Here is a 20,969-nt window from a genome sequence, read left to right as displayed (position 1 = left end):
GGGGTGGGGCCGGCCGCCGGTGCCGGGATGCGGGCGTCGGGCCCGGCCGGGTGGGGTCTACAGGCCGGGCAGCTCCAGGTCGATGTCGTAGCCGGAGGGCGGCGCCGGGCGGGCGCCGCCGGTGCCGGTGAGGTGGTCGAGGTGGAGGGCGACCCGGCGTCCGTCGGGCCGGTCCGCGACACCGAGGTCGCCGAGCCGGGTCAGGGCGGAGCGGGCCAGTTCGACGGCCTCGTCGGTGCGGCCGGCCGCGGCGAGCGTGGCGGCCAGGGAGTTCTCGGCGGCGGCGACCCAGGGGTGGGCGCCGCCCAGCTTGTGGCCGAGCAGGTTGAGCCCGGCGCGGCCCGCCTCCTCGGCCGACCGCGGCTCGCCCATGTTCCGCAGGTGGACGCCCTGCCGTACGTGGCACAGGCCGGTGTAGGGGTGGCCCGCGCCGAAGGTGCGGGCGAAGATCCCGGCGCACTGGCGGGCCTGCGCCTCGGCCTCCTCGTGCTTGCCGAGGGCGCCGAGGTCGGCGGCGTAACTGAACTGGCAGCGCAGGGTGTCGAAGCGGGAGGCGCCGAACCGGGCGAGGTACTCGGTCAGGGCGCGCCGGTCGCGTTCGTGGGCGCGTTCGTAGCCGTAGCGGGGGTCCTTGACGGCGGGGAAGCCGTCGGCGAGGCGGCGTTCGCCGACGGCGAGGCCGACCTCGGTCCACAGCCGGTCGCGGCCCCAGGAGTCGCCGAGCCGGCGCAGCCGCCGGCGCAGCAGGTCACGGGCCTCGCCGTCGCGGCCGGTGGCCCGCAGCAGATAGGCGAGCAGGTCGGCGGAGTCCCAGGCGACCGGGTCGTCCTCGCCGCCGACGGCCTGCCGGTGGCGGAAGCGGTCCTGCAGGCGGGTGAGGGCGTCGCCCGTGCGGCCGGTGAGCGCCTCGGTGAGGGCGAGGTTGTGCTCGACCTGCACGGTGGCGGGGTGCTGGGGGCCGAGCAGCAGGGTCAACCCGTCGAGGGCGGGCCGCAGTTCGAGCAGGGCGTCCTCGAAGCGGCCGAGGGCCCGCAGGGTCGCGGCGTAGGAGTCGGCGGACAGCAGGGTGCGCGGGTGGGTGATGCCGAGCAGTCTGCGGTGGCCGAGCAGCGCGTCCTGGGCGAGGCGGCGGGAGGCGTCGTAGTCGCCGCGCAGGCGGTGGGCGCGGGCGGTGAGGTTGAGCAGCCGCAGATACTCGGGCGACTGCTCGTCGTCGTCTCGGTGCCAGGCGTCGCGTGCCTGGGCGGCGATGTCGAGGAGGCGTTCGAGGTCGGTTGCCTCGGCGCGCTGGCTGAGCGCGTTGAGGTGGCGCAGCAGGGAGCGGCGCACCCGGGGGCGGGTGTCCTCCCACAGCCGCAGTGAGTACACCTCGCGGGCCCAGTCGGCGGGCAGGTCCTGGCTCTCCTGCGGCGCGTACTCGGCGAGGACGCCGCGCAGCACCGACTCGATGTGCTCGCGTTCGGTGTCGCTCATGCCGGCCCGGATCAGGTCGCGCAGCCCGTGGTGCTGGGCGAGCGGCTGGGCGGCGCGGTCGAAGTCGACGTCGAGGAGGCCCACTTGGGCGAGTGCCCACAGGGCGACGCTGACCATGTGCTCGTCGGGCAGCTGCACGTCGTCGGGGTGGTGGGGGTCGCCGGTGCGGGGGTCCGCGAGGTCGTCGTCGCGGGCGAGTTCGGACAGGATCCGGCGCGAGCGCAGCAGTTCCAGGCCCATGCCGCGGCCGGTGAGCAGGGATGCGGCGTCCAGCAGCCAGCCGAGCGCGTCGCGGTGCGGGGACTCCGAGCGCCAGGCGGCGGCGCCCGGGGTGGTGCGGGCGACCTGCCGCGCCACCTGCACCATCACGGCGACCGGGGTGGCCGCCTCGCCGCGTTGCAGCAGCTCCGTCTTGCCGGCCCGGTACTCGGCGAGCAGGTCCCGCACGGCGTCGCGCACGGCGGCCTCGGTCGTGAGGTGGTCGTGGCGGTGGTGTCCGGCGGCCCGCTCGGCCAGGCAGTGCGCGGCCAGGTGCAGGGCGTGCGGCACGAAGTCCACGACACTGCCGACCTGCCCGGCCTGCCCCTCGCTGATCTCCGGCACCCGCTCGGCGAGCAGCGCGCGGCTCTCGTCGGCGGTCATGGGCGGCATGGGGTACGCCGTGAGTCGCGGACGCCGGCCGAGGGGGGAACCGGGGGCGGGCTCCCCGGTGTCGGTGGGCTGTTGCGCGCCTCTTCCGTCCGCGCCCGTGGCGTCGTCCGCCGCCGGGGCCGGTTCCGCCAAGGCCGGTTCCGCCGGGGCCGGTTCCGCCGTCGCCGGGGCGGTGCGGCTGGTGATCAGGACGTGGCCGTGGTCGTGCGGGGAGGGCAGAAGGCCGGTGAGGGTGGACAGGTCGGCGACGCCGTCGTAGATCAGGAGCCAGCTGGTCGGCTCGTCGGCGCGGGAGAGACGGCCGAGCAGACGGGGGATCGCGTCGCCGGAGGTGTCGGCCGGTCCGAGGCCGTCGTGCGGGCTGTCCAGGCACCCGGCGAGGCGGCGCAGCCCGCGTTCGACGCGCCGGCGTTCCCAGGCCCGCACCCACCACACGACGTCGTAGCCGGAGCCGTAGCGGTGGCACAGCTCGTGCGCGGCCTCGCTCTTGCCCCAGCCGCCGGCCCCGTGTAGCACCAGGCACGCACCGTCCTGCCCGGCGGAGCGCAACCGGTCCTCGACGGCGGCGAGCAGTTCGTCGCGGCCGACGAAGTCCCGGTTGCGGGGACCGATGTTGTGCGTCTCGGGCAGCCGGGGGAAGGGCGTGGCGCCGGGCGCCTCACCGGCGGGACGGGGGTCGAGCCCGAGACCGGTGTACAGCAGCCGGAGCGCCTCCTCCTCCCCTGCCTCGCGCAGGTCGATCCGTTCGTGGTGGGCGGCTTCGGCGTACGGGAACGGCTCGTCCACGAGGACGATCCGCACGTCGGTGTGGGACAGCGCGCCGATCTGGGCGAGCAGGGTCTCGTCGGTGCCGTCGGGTGCGAGGAAGAGCAACGCGCCGCCGCGCCCGGGGCGTTCGCCGGTGTAGGTGTCGGCGCGGCGCGCCTGCGTGCGCACGCCCTTGGCGGCGAGCCGGTCGCGTACCCAGGCCGCCCAGGGGGCGTGCCGGGCGGAGTGGACGACGGTGACCTCGTTCAGCCGTGGGGCGCGGCGGGCGCGCAGCCAGTCGGCGAGCCGCTCGTAGTAGGGGCGCAGCCCGATGACCGTGCCCGCGCCCTCGGAGTGGACGGCGAGGCTGCGCGCGTCCTGGTAGAGCGGGTTGTAGGGGATCTCGAGGAAGGGGATGTCGGTCTCGCCGAGCGTCGCGGCGAGCGGCCCGAAGCGCCGCCGTACGCGTTCGCGGGCGTCGCGCAGCCGGTCGTGGACGCGTACGTCGCTCTTGAGGCCGAGGGTGAGCAGCCGCACGGGCCGCCGGGCGCGGGCCGTGAGGTCCTCGGCGAGGGCGGCGGCGCCGTCGATGGACCAGGCGGTCATCGCGAAGCACACGACGAGCGCGTCGGCCGGCGCCGCGGTCCGGGCGGGTTCGTCGGCGTCGGGGGTGTCCGGTACGGGCGCCTCGATCAGGACGTGGTCGTAGGCGGCGGCGACGGGGTCACCGGCGAGGGGCCGGTCGGGGTGCGGGCGCGTGGTGGTGACCCGGCCGGGCACGGGCGGCGGCAGCAGCGCCGGGTCCGGGGCGCCGGTGCGGCCGTCGACGAGCAGCACGCTGCGGCCGGTCTCGGCGAGGATGTCCGCGACGTTGCGCAGGGTCGTGCTCAGGCCGACGTTCTCGGAGGCGGCGACGAAGACGGCGAACGGACCGGTGCGGTCGGGGGAGTTGACGTCGGGCATGACCTCTCCGCTCGGCGCGGCGCGACGGGACGGTGCGATGGGGAAGACGGCGGTACGGCGGCGGGGCACGGGCGGTGCCGGACGGCGCCGACGCCTCCCCGGGAAAGGACAAAACGGACGCTCGGGGGGTGACAGTACAGGGCGTGGCCGGTGGCGTCACGGCCGCGGCTCCGTGTCCCGGCGCTCACTGGCTCTCTTTGTGTCCGGTGACGAACGGGTCGCCCTCGGCGCAGCTGTCGTGGACCCGGCGCAGCAGCTCGCCCAGCACGGAACCGGGCAGGGCGGCGATGTCGTCGGGCGAGAGCGCGGCGATGTCCAGGACGGCGGACTCCACGTCGCCCTCCACGCCGTCGCCGCCCGCGGCGCGCACCTCGGCGGGGGCGGTGCCCTCGGCTGCTTCCACGGGGTCACTCCCTGGGGTCTCGTGGCCGGGCCCACCTCGGGGCCGCGTGGCCGCGCCGGTGGCCGTCGTTTCAGCGTAACGCCGGGGCCCCCGGCGGCGGCAGCGTACGGACGGCATCCGTGCGGTCAACTGCGCGGTCTCTCACCTGCGTTGTCTCATTAGCGATGTTGACGGTGCGTCGAGGGCCCCCGAATACTGGTCGGCATGCGGGCCGGACGGGCTGTGCCTGACGCCCGTGGCAGGCGGGGCCCGTGGCGAGGCCGTCGGGGGGAAGCGGATGAGTCGACCGCCACTGCGCCGCGCCGAGCCGCCGTGGCCCACCACCGCCGACGTGGCGGCGCGGCGGGCGGCCGGCTGGCAGCCGTATCCACTGGACTCGTTCGTCCTCAAGGTGCACAGCCGCTGCGACCTGGCGTGCGACTACTGCTACATGTACCGGGCGCAGGACACCGGTTGGCGGCGCCAGCCGCGCATCATGGCACCGGCCACGGTGGAGCGCATCGCGTGGCGCATCGCCGAGCATCTGGCCGCGCACGGCGCGCGGGAGGCGGGCGTGGTGCTGCACGGCGGCGAGCCGCTGCTGGCCGGCGACCGCGCGCTCGCCGACACGGTGGGCACGCTGCGGGCGGCGGTCGGCGACGGCGTGCGGCTGCACCTGTCGGTGCAGACCAACGGCGTGCGCCTGACCCGGCAACGGCTCGACCTCTGCGGCGAGTTGGGGCTGCGCATCGGCGTCAGCACCGACGGCGGCCGCGCGGCGCACGACCGGCACCGGCGCGGCGCGGACGGCCGCGGCAGCCACGCCCGGGTGAGCGCGGGGCTGCGGCTGCTGTCGAGCGAGCGCTACCGGCCCCTGTTCGCTGGGCTGCTGTGCACGGTCGACCTGGCGAACGACCCGGTGCGCACCTACGAGGAGTTGCTGGCGTACGCCCCGCCGGCCGTCGACTTCCTGCTGCCGCTGGGCACCTGGCACACCCCGCCGTCCGGCCTGGACCCCACCGGACGGCGCACCCCGTACGCCGACTGGCTGTGGGCCGTCTTCGAGCGCTGGTACGGCGCTCCGGTGAAGGAGACGGGGGTCCGGTTGCTGGACGACCTGATGGCGCTGCTGCTCGGCGCCCCGGTGCGCACCGAGTCGCTGGGTCTGTCCCCGGTGCGCTACGCCGTGGTGGAGACGGACGGCACGCTCGCGCAGGACGACGCGCTGCGCACGGCGTACGACGGGGCCGCGCGCACCGGTCTGGACGTGTGGCGGCACTCCCTGGACACGCTGCTCGGTCACCCCGGGATCGCGGCGCGCCAGTGGGGCGCGCAGGGACTGTGCGCGCAGTGCCGCGCCTGCGCCCTGCACCGCGTCTGCGGCGGCGGCCACTACGCCACCCGCTACCGCCCCCCGACGGGCTTCGCCAACCCGAGCGTGTACTGCGCCGACCTCGCCGCACTCATCCGGCGCGTCCGGCGACGGCTGGCGGCGGACCTGCCGGGCGTGGCCCGGCGCGCCGAGCCGCTCACCGTCGACGGCACCGGCCACATGGCCCCCTCCCCCGACCGCGGTGACGACAATCCGACGCCGCTGACCGCGGAGGCGGTATGACACCGTCGCCGTACCGGATGCCGGGCGCGCTGTTCGACGCGGTCGCCGCGGGCGGCGGCGGGGCCGAGGCGCTGCGGCTGCTGGCCCGGGCCGAGCACAGCCGGCGTCTGGCCTGCGCGTGGGCCTTGACGGACGCGGCGGCCCGCACCGGCGGCCGGGTCGCGCAGGAGGGCGCGTCGGCCTGGGAGTTGCTGACCGCGGCCGCGCGCACCGCGCCGGACGCGACGGCGGCCGTCCTCACGCATCCCGTCTCCGGGCCCGCGCTGTTCGAGGTGCTGTCCCGGCTGACGCGGCCGCGACCGAGCGAGGAGCCGCCGATGGGCCGGTTCACGGCGCTGGCCGCGGCGGCGGCGGCGCGCGCGGGAGTGCCGGGGTGTACGGCGTTGCCGGTGGACGGGACGTGGGTGGTGCTGCCCTCGCTGGGCCGGGCGCGTTTCCCGGGGGCGCACGCCGGCGACCGGGCACAGGTACGCATCGGCGCCGAGGGCCGTGCGCGGATCGTGCTCCGCACGCCGGACGGCACCGAGGACGCGGTGACGGTACCCCCGGCGCCGTACCGGAGCGGCGGCCGCTGGCACGGGCCGCATCTGCTGGCCACGCTGGAGGGCGGGGCGCCGCTGCTGCTGGACGTGGTGGACCGGCCGTCGTTCCCGCACGCCGCCGACCGCCCCGACGGCATCGGCCCGCGTGAGGCGCGGGCATGGGCGGCCGTGGCCCGGGAGGCGTGCGCGCTGCTGCGCACCGACCACCCGGAGGTGTACGAGGAGCTGGCGGCGGGCGAGCGCCTGCTGGTGCCGCTGGCCGGGCCGGGGCCCGGCATCGTCAGCGGAAGCAGCGCGGAGACCTTCGGCTGTGTGGCGCTGTCGCTGCCGCGGACGGCGGCGGGGTTCGCGGTGACCGTGGCGCACGAGATGCAGCACAACAAGTTCGCGGCACTGCTGCACCTGTTCGACCTGTTCCACGCGGGTGGCCCGGAGCGCTTCTACGCCCCCTGGCGTCCCGACCCGCGTCCGCTGCTGGGGCTGTTCCACGGGGCGTACGCGCATCTGGGCGTGGCCCGGTTCTGGAACCGCCGCAGTGAGCGCGAGTCCGACCCGCGCACGCGTTTCGAGGCGCACGTGCAGTTCGCCCGCTGGCGCCTGGCCGCCCGCGAGGCGACGCTCGTCCTGCTCGCCTCCGACCGCCTGACACCCCTGGGCCGCCGCTTCGCCGACCGCATGCTCGCCACCCTGGACACCCTGTGCCGCCTGCCGGTCCCGCCGGCGGCGGTCCACCGCGCGGAATCAGAGGCCCGAGCCCACCGCAACGCCTGGCACGACCGCCACGGCGGCCACGGCGGTCCGGAGGGGGAACGGATGCTGTCGGCGTGACCGGCGGACCGGGCGGGAGAGCGGCGCGGGCTGGGCAGAGGGCTGCACCAAAGGGCTTGGCAAAGAAAAAGACCCCTGCGGTGCAGGGGTCTCACTGGTGTCCGAGGGGCGAGTTGACCGCTGACGATACGGTCGTGGTGGCACATGGGCAGATCCGCCTATCAGACGGAACTTGAGTCACACCTCTGCTGAGGTCTTGTCGCGTGCCCCCGTCACTGTATGAGCGGGGGCACCACGCCAATGCCGGCCGCGCCCGGCGGCGTCAGGCCGGTGGTCAGTTGACTTTCCAGTCCTGGCCGGACCAGTACGGCTGGCGGAGCTTGAACTTCTGGATCTTGCCGGTGGCCGTACGGGGGATGGCATCACAAAACTCGACGCTCGTCGGCGCCTTGTAGCCGGCCATGCGCTGCTTGCAGTGGACGATGATGTCGGCCTCGGCTGCCGTGGCTCCCTCGGCAAGCACCACGAGGGCCTTGATCGTCTCGCCCCACGTCTCGTCCGGCACCCCGATGACGGCGACCTCGGCGACCGCCGGGTGGCTGAAAATGGCGTCCTCCACCTCGATCGAAGACACATTTTCGCCGCCTGTGATGATCACGTCCTTCTTCCGGTCGGAGATCGTCAGGTGACCGTCGGACTCGTCGATCCTGCCACCGTCGCCGGTGTGAAACCACCCGCCCTTCAGGGCCACCGCGGTCTCCTGCGGCTTGTCCCAGTACCCGTCCAGCACGACGTTCGACCGGGCCAGGACCTCGCCGGTCTCGGAGACCTTCAGCTTGACTCCCAGCGCGGGCAGTCCTGCACGGGACAGCTTGCGCGCCCGCTCCCCAGCGGGCAGTGCAGCATCTGCCGGCCTGGACCGGTTGAACGTGAGCAGCGGGGACGTCTCGGTCAGACCGTAGATCTGCGTGAACTCCCAGCCCAGTTCCTCCCCCACCCGCTGGATCAGCGTGCTCGGAGGCGGAGCCCCCGCGCACACGATCCGTACCCGATCACGGCCAGGGATCTCTCCTTCCCATGAAGCCGCCGCATCCAGCACCGCCTTCCACACCGCCGGCGCGCCGCACATGAGCGCCACGCCGTGCCGGTCGACCCGGCGCAGGATCTCCGCGCCGTCGACCTTGCGCAACACCACCTGTTTCACGCCCAGTCCGGCCATCACGTAGGGCATGCCCCAGCCGTTGCAGTGGAACATCGGCAGCATGTGCATATACACATCGCGTTCCCACGCCCTGGTGTGCAGCCCGAAGGTCATCCCGTTCACCCAACTGTTGCGGTGGGTCAGCTGCACCCCCTTCGGGCGGGCGGTGGTCCCTGACGTGTAGTTGCTCGTCGCGGTGGCATCCTCGTCCGGGGCCGACCACGGGCGGGGGGGCTACGCCGAACCGCATCAGCTCGGTCTCGGTCTGCTCCCCGAGGACGAACCGGTGGCGCGCCTTGACTCCGGACAGAGCCTCGTCCAGCTCCGGGTCGACGAGCAGCACCGTCGAGCCGCTCTGCTGCACCACGTACTCGACCTCATCGGGCTTGAGGCGGAAGTTGACCGGCACGCAGATCCGACCGCTCATCGGCACCGCGAACAACAGCTCCAGCAGCCGTGCGGAGTTGTGGCTGACCACCGTCACCCGCTCACGCTCACCCACGCCCAGCGCATCCAGCCCCGCCTGCCAGGCTCGCACCCGCTCACCCAGCTGCCCGTACGTCGTCTCCCGTACCGGCACGCCTGGCTGATCCGGCTCGTCCACCACACCGGTGTCCGAGGCGAGACCCCACTCGGCCCGCTCGAGAAAATCGGCGACCGTCATCGGAACACGCATAGCTCACTCTCCTGCATCCGGAACACCTACTTCACGCGGAAGCGCCGTGGGCGCCTCCCCCTGAGTGGTGGACACGCTGATACTGGATCTGCTTGATCCGGACGAAGCGAGAAGACCGCCGATGGCGATGAAGGACTATTCGGAAGAGTTCAGGGCCGATGCTGTGGCCTTGTACGAGTCCACGCCCGGGGCGACGTACAAGAGCATCGCCGCTGATCTGGGCATCAACCGGGCCACTCTGCGGGAGTGGGTACTGCGGGACCGCGAACGCCGTGGTGCTGGCCCTGACGGCCGGGCCGGGGCCAGGAAGGCTCCGGCTGGTTCCGGGCAGACGGCGCCGGCCGCCGATCCCGACGAGCGGATCCGGCAGCTGGAGGCCCGGGTCGCCGAGCTGGAGGCGAGTGCAAGCCAGTTCAGACGTCACCCGATCGTGCAGCAGATCCCCGAAATGACCCATCAGCCCTCAGCTGCCACCTCGTCGCCTTCCTCCGGCGTGCCGTCCTCAGGGATAGCTCCGATTGACGCTGTGCCAGGCTCAGCCTGCTCGGGCTCTTCATACGGCAGGGCATACTCGACGGTGAGCGATGCCAGATGCAGGGCGAGCGGGAGCCCCAAGGCATCGGTGTAGTCGTAGGCGAAACGCTGCTGATGCACGAACATGGCCCACGGTTCAGGATCGTCGCCCGACTGCAGGCCGACGACACCGATCTCGAGCAGTTCCGGGTTCCAGGCCGCCTTGTCCGGCTTCCGCAAGGAGCGTCCGCCGTCGTTGCGGTGTTCCGTGAATTTGCTGATGTCCCGGGCGTGCTTGTGCTGGCTCGCCTTGTCGGAAGTGCTGTAGAAGATGCGGTTGCTGTCACCTGCATCGGTCGGCCGCCACAGGCCCTTGGCGACACCGGCTGCCTCGTCACCGTCCGGGGCCCACCACTGCGCGGTCTCGTCCCGTACGCTGCCCGCGACCCGTACGACGCGCAGCTGGCGGCCGTGGGCAGCGAGGCGCTGGAGCGGTCCGTTCCCCAGTCTCATTCCGTCCGCGACCAGTCCCTTGTTCTGCAGCCAGGGCCAGCGTTCACGAATGTTCTGGGCATGGGTGAGGACCAGCGTGGGCTCGCCGCGCAGCTTGTAGAGCGTCTGCTTGATGAAGAGGGCGGTGGCATCCTCTTGTTGCTGCCGGAACTTGAGGTCCGTGCCTCGGACGCGCCCGACGAGGTTCTTGAGGAGCTCCGGATAAGGAACCCAGTCCTGCGTCTCAGGCGAGCGTCCCATCACACAGCCCTGTCCCGGCCGGATCAGCACGGCGATGGGGGTGAACTGCGGGTACTGGTTGTCGCCGCCGATCCGCCGTTTCACGAGCCAGAAGGCGACCTGGTTGAGTTTCTCGGGGATCCGCTCGCCCACAGAGTGTTCGGGGACGATCCGCATACCGAGCTGCCTGAGTCCGTCGCTCCACGCTGCCGCGGCACGGTGAGGCCCAGAGTCTTTCTCGGGCACGGTTCCCGCGGGATCGGGCAGATCGAGAAACTGGCTGACGAGCCCCGCGTCGGCGCATCCGACACGGATGGCGAACTTGGGGTCGCTCGTGCGGCGCTTGAAGCCGTCTCGTCCCTCCAGTTCGACGAAGGCGAGCTGCGCGGGGCTGGCGGTGTCTCGCATCCAGTCGTGGAGTGCGGTACCTACCTCGGCACGGCGGACATCGACGGCCGCGTCCCATTCGACCCCACGCCGGGGTGCCCTGTCTCCGCCGAGCCGGCTCGCGAGTGCGCCGGCCTGACGCACGTGAATGCGCACGGTCAGGTCAGGGTGCTCCCACGCCCAGAGTTCCGGCCCCGAGGCAACGCAGTGCCCGGCCAGTCCGAGGTTCTCCTCGGCTGCCGCGATCAGCAGATCCCTCATGGCATCGGTCTGGTACAGCAGCACGGCGGTGAGCCCACCGGCACCGACGGCCTGAGCGACCCTGAGGCGTCGTTCGGCCGCGTTTCGCAGCAGGATCTCGGTGTTCCTCCTGGCGATCCCCGCCTTCTCCTCCTCGGTTGCGGTCTTCTTCACCGAGAGCGTGTCCTCCAAGACGTTGAACGGCATCTGGCGACGGATCCCGCTCCTCTCGAAGGCCCCGATGCGGACGAACTCCGGTTCCAGGGCCGCGGCCGCCCATTCGGTGAGCCTGCGCCGCTCCATCGGCATGATCCCGGACTTGACCCCGTGCGCGCCCATCATGGTGTGGTGCAGCACGGCCGCGGTGACTCCTTCGCGGCCCGTGAGCCAGCTCTCGGGCTCCTTCGCCATCAGGTCCGCGGAGGGGAAGTTGGCCACGGCTGACACCTGGCTGAGCATGCCCTCGGGGCCGCCCTGGACCCATTCGTGCCCCCCGGACATGGGTACCCAGCGGATCGCGCCGACCGCGAACCGCTCCGGCGAGGGCCCGTCGGGCACCAGGCTGTCGTCGGCGAGCAGATACACGGACACACTGCCCCGCTGCGGCATCCACACGGGGCCGCGTACCCAGCGGCGCACACCGGTTGTCAGATGGAGACGGGGCGTCGGATCGAAGGGCACCGTGCGCAGGGAGAGCCGGATGTACGCGGAGTAGTACCACACTCGTTCCTTGGCGCCCCTGCCGCTGGTGTGCTCCAGCGGCGGCCACGAGACGAGTTCCGCACCGGGCGCCCCGGCAGCCTGGGCCACCTGCCGGAAGTGGAGCCGCTGGCCGAAGTGCTCGTACGGCGGGTCCTGCCGAGCGATGCGGGAGGCCAGTGTCTCGGGTAGCAGCCGCCACAGGTGGTCAGCAGGGCTGGCGGTGCCGCCCTCCGTCAGAGTCTGCTCCAGCATGTCGACGCCGACGAGCCCCCAGTCCAGACCGTCGATATCCAGCTGCCCGGCGGTCTCCTTGACCTTTGCGTGCCCTTCGGCTCCGGGCTGCAGGTCGCGCAGCCAGGCGTGGATGAAGCTGCTCATGACGGCTTTCGGGTACGGGGCGTTCGCGTAGAGCCATGGCTTGGCGTCGTCCAGCGGAGCCTTGGCAGCGACCGACACCAGGTCGGGGGCGACCGCCGCGATGAGACGGTTGAGCCGACCGATGGGGACCTGCATGCGATGACGGGAATATCGCTCGGGTTTTCCGTGCAGATAGTGCTCCTTGAGGGGGTCGCGCCACGCGCGGGGAAAGGACAGCGCGTAGTGCGTGACGAGGAAGGGGCCGACGTCCGGCGCGGGCACGAAGGCCGCCGGCTGGATGCGGTCATAGGCCATGGTGAGGACTGACTCCGTTCGTGGACGTGACTGTGGCTTTGGCTGTGATGGGCGCGGCGTGCGGCGGCGCGTTGTCAGTCCATGTCGGCCAGCGCCCGGTACAGGGGCTCGTACAGGGCTGTGACCAGGGACTTGTCCATGCCGGGAACGCGCGAGTGTGGGGTGAAATAGGGGGCGAGAAGCTGCCGCATGCTGGCCAGAAGACTCGTCGCGGGGGTGTCCGTGGCCTGCAGGCCGGCCTCGCGCGGAGAGAAGGCGGCATCGACGAACACGACCCGTGCAGGTACCCCTCCGCGCACGAGGCGGCCGATCACCTGCCACATGACGACCAGCTGATCCCAGGTGAACGCCTCCTTCTCCTCCTTCGGCAGGCTCGTCCACGACAGCCTCCGGGTGAGGAAACGGTTCCACTTCTGGCGGGCGGCCCGGCGGAAGGCAAGACCTGCCCGGTCGGGGGTGCCAGCCGCCAGCGCCGCCTGGTGGAAGGCTCGCTCCGGGCCGCGGACCTGCCGTACGGCCCAGTCGTTGACGGCCTGGACCGCGAGCGCGATGTCGTCGGGGCGGGGATGCGGGCGTGCCAGGAAGTACACGGTTCCTATGGCCGCCTTCCCTCCAGGGAGAACGATGTTGTGGCCACGTTCGACAGCAAGCAGCGGGGCCACCAGGATTTCTCCGTCCGCCTGTCCTCCCCTGGCGTAGCCCGCGACGTCACCGCGCCGCAGAGGCCGCGGCTCCGTGCTGCGCGGCAACACCGTCCACGCGGTGTCCAGGTCGGCGTCGTCGGAGACAAGACGGCTGACCCTTCCGGTCCACTCGGGAATCGAGTTGAGGTACTCGGCTGCTTTCCTGGCTTCCTCGTAGCTTCCGACGAGCAGGAGGATGCGCCTGCGCTCGGGGTCGTCGATGTCGTCGAGTTCCTGTTGCAGCGCGCTGATCGCATCCGTGAGACTACGGTCGGGCTCGGCTAGCTGGTGCAGCATCTGGACCAGCGCCTGGGGGCGCTCCTCCGGGTCGCAGCCGGACAGCCGAATCGGTGTGCTCCCACCAGGCCAGTGGAGGAACTCCTTCCGGAACTCGGTACGCAGAATCGCCTCGACTTCATCGGGGTGTGGCCTCAGGACCGCGTCCACATCGGCATGCACGTGGTAGCGGCTGGACGTCCCCGCCCAGCTGGTGGCCGACATCAGCAAGACATGCGGGCCGGGCCGGCCGTCCACCGCCGTCAGCTCCGGCAGCATCAGGAGCAGTTCCCGCCCCACGCCGTTGCAGCGGAAGAACCGCAGTTCACCGCTCTGCTCGCCGTCCTTGCGCCGCTCGTCGATCTGGAACTGGAAGCCCAGCACGTTACCCATGGGCGATTCGGGGATCATCGGCTCGTAGTCGCGCGGCGGGCGTCGCGACAGTACATTGGACGCAGCATCCAGGTTAAGGGCGGCTTCGACGCGCTGCCACAGGCCCGTCATGAAGTTGAGCCGGTGGTGCAGGGCCGCAAGCACCAGGGTGAACTCGAAGCGGGACACATGGGGATGCCCGGCCTCGTCGAGGTCCACGGCGCCATCCAAAAGCCGCGTGAGCACCGCCCGCGCCCGCGAACGTGTCACCGAGCCATGGGGGGCATGCAGCAGCCCCAGTGTGAGGTGGACGAGTTCGTTGACGACGGCGGCCTCGTCCCTGCTGTCCTCGTCTGCGTTCCCGGTCGCCGTCGGCTGGGGCTGGAGCGGGTCGTCACGGAACCGGTCGAGGATGCGGTCGATCCGCGCCCGCTGCCGCTCCCTGTGCGTCCGCTCCGTGCCCTCGGAGGCCGTACCGGGGTCGGTGTCCTTGAGTTCGGGGAACCAGGTGTTGATCAGCCACTGGTGGAGTGTGAGCGCACTGAAGTAGTCCTGGGTGATCCAGAGCCGCAGCGGCCGGTTCTGAATGAGCCGCGCGTACAGTCGGTCAGTCGCCGCACGCACCGTGTTCACGGCGTTTGTCCAGTCGTCGACGTCTCGTGCCGAGAGCTGGAGCCGGGCATGACGGGCAAGTTCGGTCAGCGCGTGGCCGGCGACCTCGTCAATCCACGAGTTCGGCGCGCGCCCGGCCAGCGTGGCCGCCGGGGCGAAGGCCGTGTCGAGTTGCATCTGGACCCGGTCTGCCTCGTCGATCACCACCAGGTCGCTCATGCGGCAGGCAAGCTCCAGGTAGCGCAGCCGCTCTTCCTGAAGCTGTTCTGGTACGGAACTGTGGACCAGGCTCGCCGGAGTCGCCACCCATACATCGGCCTCGACAAGTTCCCGGGTGGCCCGGTGACGTGGGCAGCGCGACCACAGGGGGCAGCCGTGTCGCTTGGGCCGCTCGTCGATCTCCGGTTCGGGATCCGATATGCCCGTCGACTCGCCGGTGTCGGTCTCGGCGCCGAAGGGAGACGTCGTCGAGCCTGTCCCAAAGGGTTCCCGGCGTACTGAGTAGAGGTTGCCGCACGGGGCTTCGCCGATCCGCAGCGGCCGCTCGGCCTCCACTCCGCGCAGGGCGTCGAGCGGGCAGGCGCTGTTGACATAGGCGAAGCCGTCGTGCCGGTGTGTGAGCAGATTGGGGGCGCCCGTGGAGGCGATGCGCCGGTGCAGGCGCTGGATGTGCCGCTCCCTCGTGGACTGCCCGAGTACGGGTGCGGCACGCACGTCCAGTCTGTTCAGGAGTTCGGTGACGGCAAGAGTCTCGGCCACATCTCCGACGACAACAGTGATCCGCAGTCCCCGCTCCTTGACCGCCCAGAAGGTGAGGATGTCCCGCAGGGTGCTCTTGCCCGCCCCAACCATGCCGACGAGATGCAGCAGCCCGTCGACGCGCAGCGTGCCGCCGGCCGTGAACGCGCCCTCGTCCTCGTCGCGTACGAGCAGTTCGACCCGGGCGAGCCGGGCTGCCCAGCAGCTGAGCGGTACACCTTCCTGGCCGGCCTCGATCTCGTCCATGCGGTGTGCGGCCCGCTCGAGCTCCGCCCAGTTGACGCCGAGCGGCTTCCCCTCTCCCGTGGGGAGAGTCTGGATGTCGTGCCCCGCCGTCTCGGGGTCTTGCAGTATGTCCTCGGTGAAGGTGACGGCGTAGCGCCGGTCGCGTACCGGGAACACGTACTCACCGGCATGGGCGAGCGGCAACCGCCGCAGCGCGTACGGGGGCGGGCTCGCGAGCACCTCTTCGTAGCGCTCGAAGCGGCGGGGAGCTCGCGCGGGTGCCCGGCGCACCGGCACACAGTCCGCCGACTCCAGGTCGAAGCCACGCAGTTCCTGGGGGACGCGGATGTATGCCTCCAGGGCAAGTCTCCACTCCCTGCGCCGGCGCAGATTGAGCAGATAATGGCGAGCCCGCTGGATGCGTAGCCGCTGCTCCGCGGTGCGCACGTCGCCGAATGCCTCACCGAAGGGGTAGCCGCTGAACAGCGTCCAGGCGTCCCCTGCCGCACGCGCGGGCATCACCGACTGCAACAGATACAGGCCGAGTTCCACGTCGAGGAGCTCGCCCGGCCGGAGCGACACCGATTCCGCGGGCCACGCCTCCTTGAGAGGACCGGTCAGCTCTCGATGCCAGCCGCTGCGGTCACGCATTCCGACCTCCCTTCTTCGTCGTGCCCAGGGCAGCCCTCGCCTGGCACAGAAGTTCCTTGTCCGTGAGCAGTTCGATACGCCCGCCGGTTTCCTCCGGCAGGTGGTGCAAGAACACCTCGCGGTAGCCGTCCCGCTCCTGGAAGCGGTATGCAGGGACGATCAGCAGCCCCCGGTCGTAGGGCGGATCGCAGCGCAGTGGTGTGGTGCCCCGGGCGAGCAGGGCAGGGTTGGCGCGGTCCTTGACGTCGACGGCCCACACGCTCCCGCCCGGGAGGGTGATGTGCAGGTCGTACGCGTCGTAGTTGGGCCACATCCGCACCTGGATTCCCAGGCCGGCGAGCTCCGCCTCGAGTCCGGTCTCGGCCAGCCCCGGGCCGGTGATGAACGTGCGCAGCGGGCGGGTGAGGTGATACAGCCCGCCGGATGCCGTGGGAGCGATCCGGCGTCCCGCCCTGACCGTCTCGCGTCGGCAGCGGTCGAGCTGACACGCGTACCCGCCGTCACGCAGCGGCACCAGCAGACAGCCGCAGCGGGCGCAGGTTGTGCAGTGTCCGTTGCCGACGTGGGCCGCGGTCACCGGCTCGTAGCAGCGTTTGACCGTGGCGTGCAGCAGAGCGAGATCCAGGTCCGAGCCGAGGAGGGCGATCTCGGCACCGGTGAGGACGGGGCGCTCGATGAGCAGTCTGCGGAAGGCCGTGTACGCGTCCGGGTCCTTGGCCGCCCGGGACAGGGTCAGAGCCTCCCCCAGCAGCTCGTTCTCGATCTGCTCAGCTGCCGGGTCGGGGGCGGAGATCGCCCATTCCAGGCACTCCTGTACGGGCACGGCCGTGTCCGGGTCGACCAGCCGCAGCCCGCCGGTCTCCTCGTCCGGCAGGCCGAAGGGCCACCACTCGGCCAGCGGTTTCTCGCAGGCCCACCTGGCCAGCTCCGGCACACTTCCCGGGGCTGGCTTCCCCAGCCGCAGGCAGCCCAGCACCAACTGGTTGTAGGCAGCCTGTGTGGCGTCAGGGTAGACGGGATCCCCCGGCCCGCGCAGCTGCGACAGCCGCACCAGGCCGGTGGCGACCAGCCGTAGCATCCGCTCGGCGTCCCCACGCCCCTGTTCAGCGCTCACCGTTGGCCTCCTTCAGCGCGCTCCCGCACCACTCGGACACCGGGCAGATCCGGCAGTGCCGTCCGGGCTTGGGGGTGAACACCTCGTCGCTGCGCCAGGGTTCGGCATACGAGTAGATCAACCGGCGGGCTTGCGCGACCCGTTCGGGCTCGTGGTACGGCTCGATGACCAGGGGATCGCCGCTGTCGGGCCTGAGCACTTCCAGCTCCACCCGCGCCCCCTTCGGGTCGCCGTCCAGCGCGCCTTCGGCGAGCAGGACCACCGCGAGGGCCAGTTGCGGGTCGTACGTGAACGGGTCGCCGCGGAAGGTGTCGTCGCTCTGCGTGGTCTTGATCTCGCGCCAGACGGGAGATCCGTTGTCCTGGTACAGCATGTCGGGCTTGGCGAGCACGATGACGTTGGCGGCGGTGTCGTAGAAGGCGAGCCGGGGCTCGATCTGCACGTCGGTGACGTTCTCGTTGTTGAAGGGGCACAGGTCGAGGTGCTGGGCCAGCATCCGGGAGCCGGTCCGGGCGAACTCACCCTTCATACGGTGCGGTTCGTCGCCCCACTCGGTGTCGGCCCACGGCATGTCGTGGGCCGCACAGGGGGCGATCACGCCGCCGTGATTGGTCTCCAGATGGGCGTGCACGGCCTTGCCGAGCAGGTTCTCCGGGCTGTACTCGCCCGTGCGCGGCAGGTTCTGGCTGTACGCGAGGTACTGGGCGGGGCACCTGTTGTAGTAGCGCAGGTCACTCGCCGAGACATGTCTCAGCGGTCGCGGGGTCCGCGCGCTTGGGATGCCGAGCAGCCCCGGCAGCCTTGGCAGCGCCTCACACGTGGTCAGCCGCCGGCAGTCGGTGCAGGTCTTCCCAGGGGTGGCCGGTCCGCCACGAGTCAGCTCGGCGACCCTGTCCTTGCCGTGTTCCTCGTAATAGGCGCGGACCTGCTCGGGCGTGCCCTCGAAGAGCAGCCGGTAGGAGCCGTCGTGGAGACCGGTCAGGGCGACCCGCACCTGGTCCACCTGCTCCGCCCCGCACAGCTGGTACGGATGACCAGGCTTCTCGCCCTGCTCGGCCGGTTCACCGAAGGCGGCGGCGTAGGCGGCGATCGCCACTCGGGCGGCTTCGACATCCCGGTCACGGACACTGCCGAAGGACAGAAAAGAGAACTCGCGCAGCCGACGTCCGGGGTTGTGGTGCTGCAGCCCCCAGGCGGTCAGCTCCCACTGCCTGCCGTCCCGCTCCCTCGCGGCCACCCAGGGCAACGGCTGCGGGATGACGGGGGGCGCACCCGTCGGCCGGTCGCGCTGCAGCCAGGAGCCCACCGCGTGACGTACATACCGCTGCTGCGCACGGTGCAGGGGACGCTCTGCCCGGTCCAGTACGCGGCGGAGCGCCTCGTCAGACGCGACACCGTCGCACTCCACCAGCCGCACGGCGACCACGACCAGCCCGAGGACGAAGTCCTCCAGCCGCCCCTTGGGATGCTTCGGCCGCATCGGAGGCCAGGCTGCGGGCCGCGCCTTGGACTCCGCGCGGTGCAGGCACGTGTACTGCTCCGCGCCGGCCAGTGACGCCTGGACACGCACCAGTGCGCCGCTGCCCTTCAGCCCGGCAGGCGGGGGCCAGTCGCCCGCGTATGCCCCATCCCCCACTGCGCGTCTCCTTCACTCCGTACGGCGCACATGGCGCGGCCCACCCCTCGGCACGGCCGCCGAAGCAACCTGCCGTGAAACCATACCACCGCCCCCTGTGAACGTAGCCAACCAAATCTGTGATCCAAAAATTTGTCCGCTGTGATCCTGGTCGGCGCTGGTGGGATCACGTAAGGTCACCGATGGGCGCGCCTGCATGGGGAGGCGCGAGCAGACGAACGCGAGGAGCCGAGGAGCATGACCACAGGGCGAGTGGAGGTGACCGCCGCGGACATCGCACGGATCGCCGACGTCAAACCGACCGCCGTCAGCAACTGGCGCAAGCGCCACGACGACTTTCCCCGCCCCGTCGGCGGCACGGACCGCAGCCCGCGCTTCGACCTCGGGCAGGTCGAAGCCTGGCTGAGGCAGCAAGGGAAGGCCCGGCGCATTCCGGTGGCCGAGCGTCTGTGGCAGACCTTCGAATCCGTACGCGGTAGCAGCGCCGCCGAGGACGCCCTCGCACTCACGGGTGTCCTTCTCCTGCACCTCCGCCTCCACCCGGAAGAGCCGATCCCCCGGGACAAGACGGGGTTCGGGCAGCTCATGGAGCGCGCCGAGCACACCTTCGCGCATGTCCCCGGAGGTGCGGTGGGAAGCCTGGGCCAGCTGGTCACCCCCCTCCAATACGACCTGGGCGCCCGCCAGCTCTCCCTACTTACCGCCGCCGCGGAGACTGCCGCAGCCGAGGGGGCCGAGGAGACCTTCGGTCAACTGTGTGCACGGTTCCTCGCCCAGGGCCCGCGCTCGGGCTTCGCCGCCACCCCGCGTGAACTCGCCGACCTCATGGTCACGCTCGTCGGACCGCTGGCCACCGGCACGGTTCTGGACTCCTCGTGCGGCAGCGGTACCTTCCTCCTCGCCGCCGCCGAAGCGGGGAGCCACCGACTGCAAGGACAGGAGCTCAACCACTCGCTGGCGGTGCTCGCCGCCCTGCGCCTGGCCTTCCGCAACGCGGACAGGGGCGATACGGCACCGGTCTCCTTCGACATCCAGACCGGCGACTCCCTCCGCCGTCCCGCCTTCCCGCGCGGGCGCGCGGGCGCGGCCGTCGGCCACCCCCCGTTCGCCGACCGCAACTGGGGATACGAGGACCTGACCGCCGACCCCAGCTGGGAGTACGGCATCCCGCCGCGCGGTGAGTCGGAGCTCGCCTGGGTCCAGCACACCCTCGCCCACACGGCTCCCGGCGCGCCGGTGGCTCTTCTGCTCCCGCCCGCCGTCGCCTCGCGCCCGTCCGGCCGGCGCATCCGCGTGGAGCTGCTGCGCCGAGGAGCATTGCGCGCGGTCATCTCCCTCCCAGGCGGGTACGCGGCCCACTACGCGCTGGCCCTGCAGATCTGGGTGCTACGACACCCGAGCGTGGACGACCCGGACCCGGAACGGCTGCTGGTCGTCGACGCGAGCGCGGAGACCGATCCGCGCGAGCTGATCGCCAGCATCTGGTCCGAGTACGCGGCCGATCCCGGCAGCTTCACACCGAGGCCGGGCGTGGCCCGCGCTGTCCCCCTCCTCGACCTGCTCGAGGACGCCGACGTCACCCCCCGCCGTCACCTGCCGCAACCGACCGCGCCCGGGGTGTCCCTGGCGGCGCTGTCCGCGACCCGGTCCGCCGTCGAGGACCACCTGAAGGCACTACTCTCGCGGCTGCCCTCCGTCCCCGAGCTGCCCGAGCTCACCGAGATCGAACGGGCAGGCATTCGCACCGTGTCCCTCGGAGAGCTGGCCAAGAGCGGCGCGGTCGTCCTGCGCCGCCCGGCCCCGGCGGGAGGCTCGCGTACATCAGAGGGCCCGCCCGGTCCAGGGGAGGCCCGAATCGTCACCGCCCGGGACGTCGTTGAAGGCCGCCCGGCCTCCGAGTCCGGCCCCGCTCCCGAGGACCCGCTGCAGCACCAGCCCGTCCGGGCCGGAGACATCCTGCTCCCGGTGGTCACCCAGACCGTCGTCGCCCGCGTGGCGACGAACGAGGACGCGGGCGCGTATCCCGCGCCCACACTGCACCAGATCCGTGTGACGGACACCGAGCTCCTGGATCCGTGGTTCGTCGCGGGCTACCTGTCCAGCAGCGAGGGCGGTCATCAGGCCGCCTCCGCGAGCAGCTCACTGGGCCTCCACACGCGTGTGGACCCGCGTCGTGTGCGCGTGCCGTTGCTGCCGATCGAGCGGCAGCGAGTGTACGGGGAGGCTTTCCGCACCATCGCCGAGTTCACCAGGGCCCTGCGGGCGGCCCACGATCTCGGGCAGGATCTGGCTCGTAACTCGACGGACGCCGTCGCGGCGGCGCTGCGGGGCGCCGACGCGGACGACGCCGTGCCGCTCTCGCTCTGACCGAAGAACC

Annotated in this window: 9 protein-coding genes and 2 pseudogenes; 4 read left to right on the top strand and 7 right to left on the bottom strand. The window is 71.8% G+C overall.

Translation table 11 applies throughout. The features are described from left to right. Positions 1–57: 57 nt before the first annotated feature. Together fxsT and fxsA are read right to left on the bottom strand one after the other, a co-directional pair. Complete coding sequence (fxsT, locus tag ACZ64A_RS02890) at positions 58–3,834, bottom strand: FxSxx-COOH system tetratricopeptide repeat protein (protein ID WP_469807794.1); 3,777 nt, start codon at positions 3,832–3,834, stop codon at positions 58–60. A gap of 184 nt (positions 3,835–4,018) precedes the next feature. Continuing rightward, complete coding sequence (gene fxsA, locus ACZ64A_RS02885; RefSeq protein ID WP_469807793.1) at positions 4,019–4,237, bottom strand: FxSxx-COOH cyclophane-containing RiPP peptide; 219 nt, start codon at positions 4,235–4,237, stop codon at positions 4,019–4,021. 277 nt (positions 4,238–4,514) lie between these two features. Between fxsA and ACZ64A_RS02880 the strand changes: the two genes are divergently transcribed. Together ACZ64A_RS02880 and ACZ64A_RS02875 are read left to right on the top strand one after the other, a co-directional pair. After that, positions 4,515–5,831, top strand: coding sequence for an FxsB family cyclophane-forming radical SAM/SPASM peptide maturase (locus tag ACZ64A_RS02880; protein WP_469807792.1), 1,317 nt, complete (start codon positions 4,515–4,517; stop codon positions 5,829–5,831). After that, entirely contained in the window at positions 5,828–7,201 is a 1,374-nt protein-coding gene (locus tag ACZ64A_RS02875; RefSeq protein ID WP_469807791.1) for an aKG-HExxH-type peptide beta-hydroxylase, read from the top strand. The genes ACZ64A_RS02880 and ACZ64A_RS02875 overlap by 4 nt, the downstream gene beginning before the upstream one ends. Before the next feature lie 274 nt (positions 7,202–7,475). Here the strand turns inward: ACZ64A_RS02875 and ACZ64A_RS02870 are convergent. Continuing rightward, a pseudogene (locus tag ACZ64A_RS02870) lies at positions 7,476–9,018 on the bottom strand (AMP-binding protein). A 121-nt stretch (positions 9,019–9,139) separates the two neighbouring features. Between ACZ64A_RS02870 and ACZ64A_RS02865 the strand changes: the two are divergent. Continuing rightward, a pseudogene (locus ACZ64A_RS02865) lies at positions 9,140–9,394 on the top strand (transposase); the annotation flags it as partial. Positions 9,395–9,474: 80 nt separating this feature from the next. Here ACZ64A_RS02865 and ACZ64A_RS02860 read toward each other — a convergent pair. The 4 genes from ACZ64A_RS02860 to ACZ64A_RS02845 all read right to left on the bottom strand — a co-directional run bounded on the left by ACZ64A_RS02860 (position 9,475) and on the right by ACZ64A_RS02845 (position 18,592). Next, positions 9,475–12,264 (bottom strand): pPIWI_RE module domain-containing protein, encoded by a 2,790-nt coding sequence (locus tag ACZ64A_RS02860; protein WP_469807789.1) that lies wholly within the window; start codon positions 12,262–12,264, stop codon positions 9,475–9,477. A 74-nt stretch (positions 12,265–12,338) separates the two neighbouring features. Further along, positions 12,339–15,842: a pPIWI_RE_Z domain-containing protein gene (locus ACZ64A_RS02855; RefSeq protein ID WP_469807788.1), complete on the bottom strand. Its 3,504-nt coding sequence runs from the start codon at positions 15,840–15,842 to the stop codon at positions 12,339–12,341. Continuing rightward, positions 15,835–16,956, bottom strand: coding sequence for a restriction endonuclease-related protein (locus tag ACZ64A_RS02850; RefSeq protein WP_469807787.1), 1,122 nt, complete (start codon positions 16,954–16,956; stop codon positions 15,835–15,837). The genes ACZ64A_RS02855 and ACZ64A_RS02850 overlap by 8 nt, the downstream gene beginning before the upstream one ends. After that, positions 16,946–18,592 carry a PD-(D/E)XK nuclease family protein gene (locus ACZ64A_RS02845; RefSeq protein WP_469807786.1) on the bottom strand — a complete coding sequence of 549 codons (1,647 nt, stop codon included), beginning with the start codon at positions 18,590–18,592 and terminating at the stop codon, positions 16,946–16,948. The genes ACZ64A_RS02850 and ACZ64A_RS02845 overlap by 11 nt, the downstream gene beginning before the upstream one ends. 237 nt (positions 18,593–18,829) lie before the next feature. Between ACZ64A_RS02845 and ACZ64A_RS02840 the strand changes: the two genes are divergently transcribed. Continuing rightward, positions 18,830–20,959, top strand: a complete 2,130-nt coding sequence (locus ACZ64A_RS02840; protein WP_469807785.1) for an N-6 DNA methylase — start codon at positions 18,830–18,832, stop codon at positions 20,957–20,959. Positions 20,960–20,969 lie beyond the last annotated feature (10 nt).

The sequence above is a fragment of the Streptomyces sp. NPDC104814 genome, from assembly GCF_055583185.1.
The sequence above is the reverse complement of the archived record's forward strand: the minus strand, read 5'-3'. Positions and strand labels throughout refer to the sequence as shown.

Coding starts and splice junctions, on each gene's coding strand:
- fxsT (WP_469807794.1), bottom strand. CDS start 3,834: ATGCCCGACGTCAACTCCCCCGACCGCACCGGTCCGTTCGCCGTCTTC.
- ACZ64A_RS02880 (WP_469807792.1), top strand. CDS start 4,515: ATGAGTCGACCGCCACTGCGCCGCGCCGAGCCGCCGTGGCCCACCACC.
- ACZ64A_RS02875 (WP_469807791.1), top strand. CDS start 5,828: ATGACACCGTCGCCGTACCGGATGCCGGGCGCGCTGTTCGACGCGGTC.
- ACZ64A_RS02860 (WP_469807789.1), bottom strand. CDS start 12,264: ATGGCCTATGACCGCATCCAGCCGGCGGCCTTCGTGCCCGCGCCGGAC.
- ACZ64A_RS02855 (WP_469807788.1), bottom strand. CDS start 15,842: ATGCGTGACCGCAGCGGCTGGCATCGAGAGCTGACCGGTCCTCTCAAG.
- ACZ64A_RS02840 (WP_469807785.1), top strand. CDS start 18,830: ATGACCACAGGGCGAGTGGAGGTGACCGCCGCGGACATCGCACGGATC.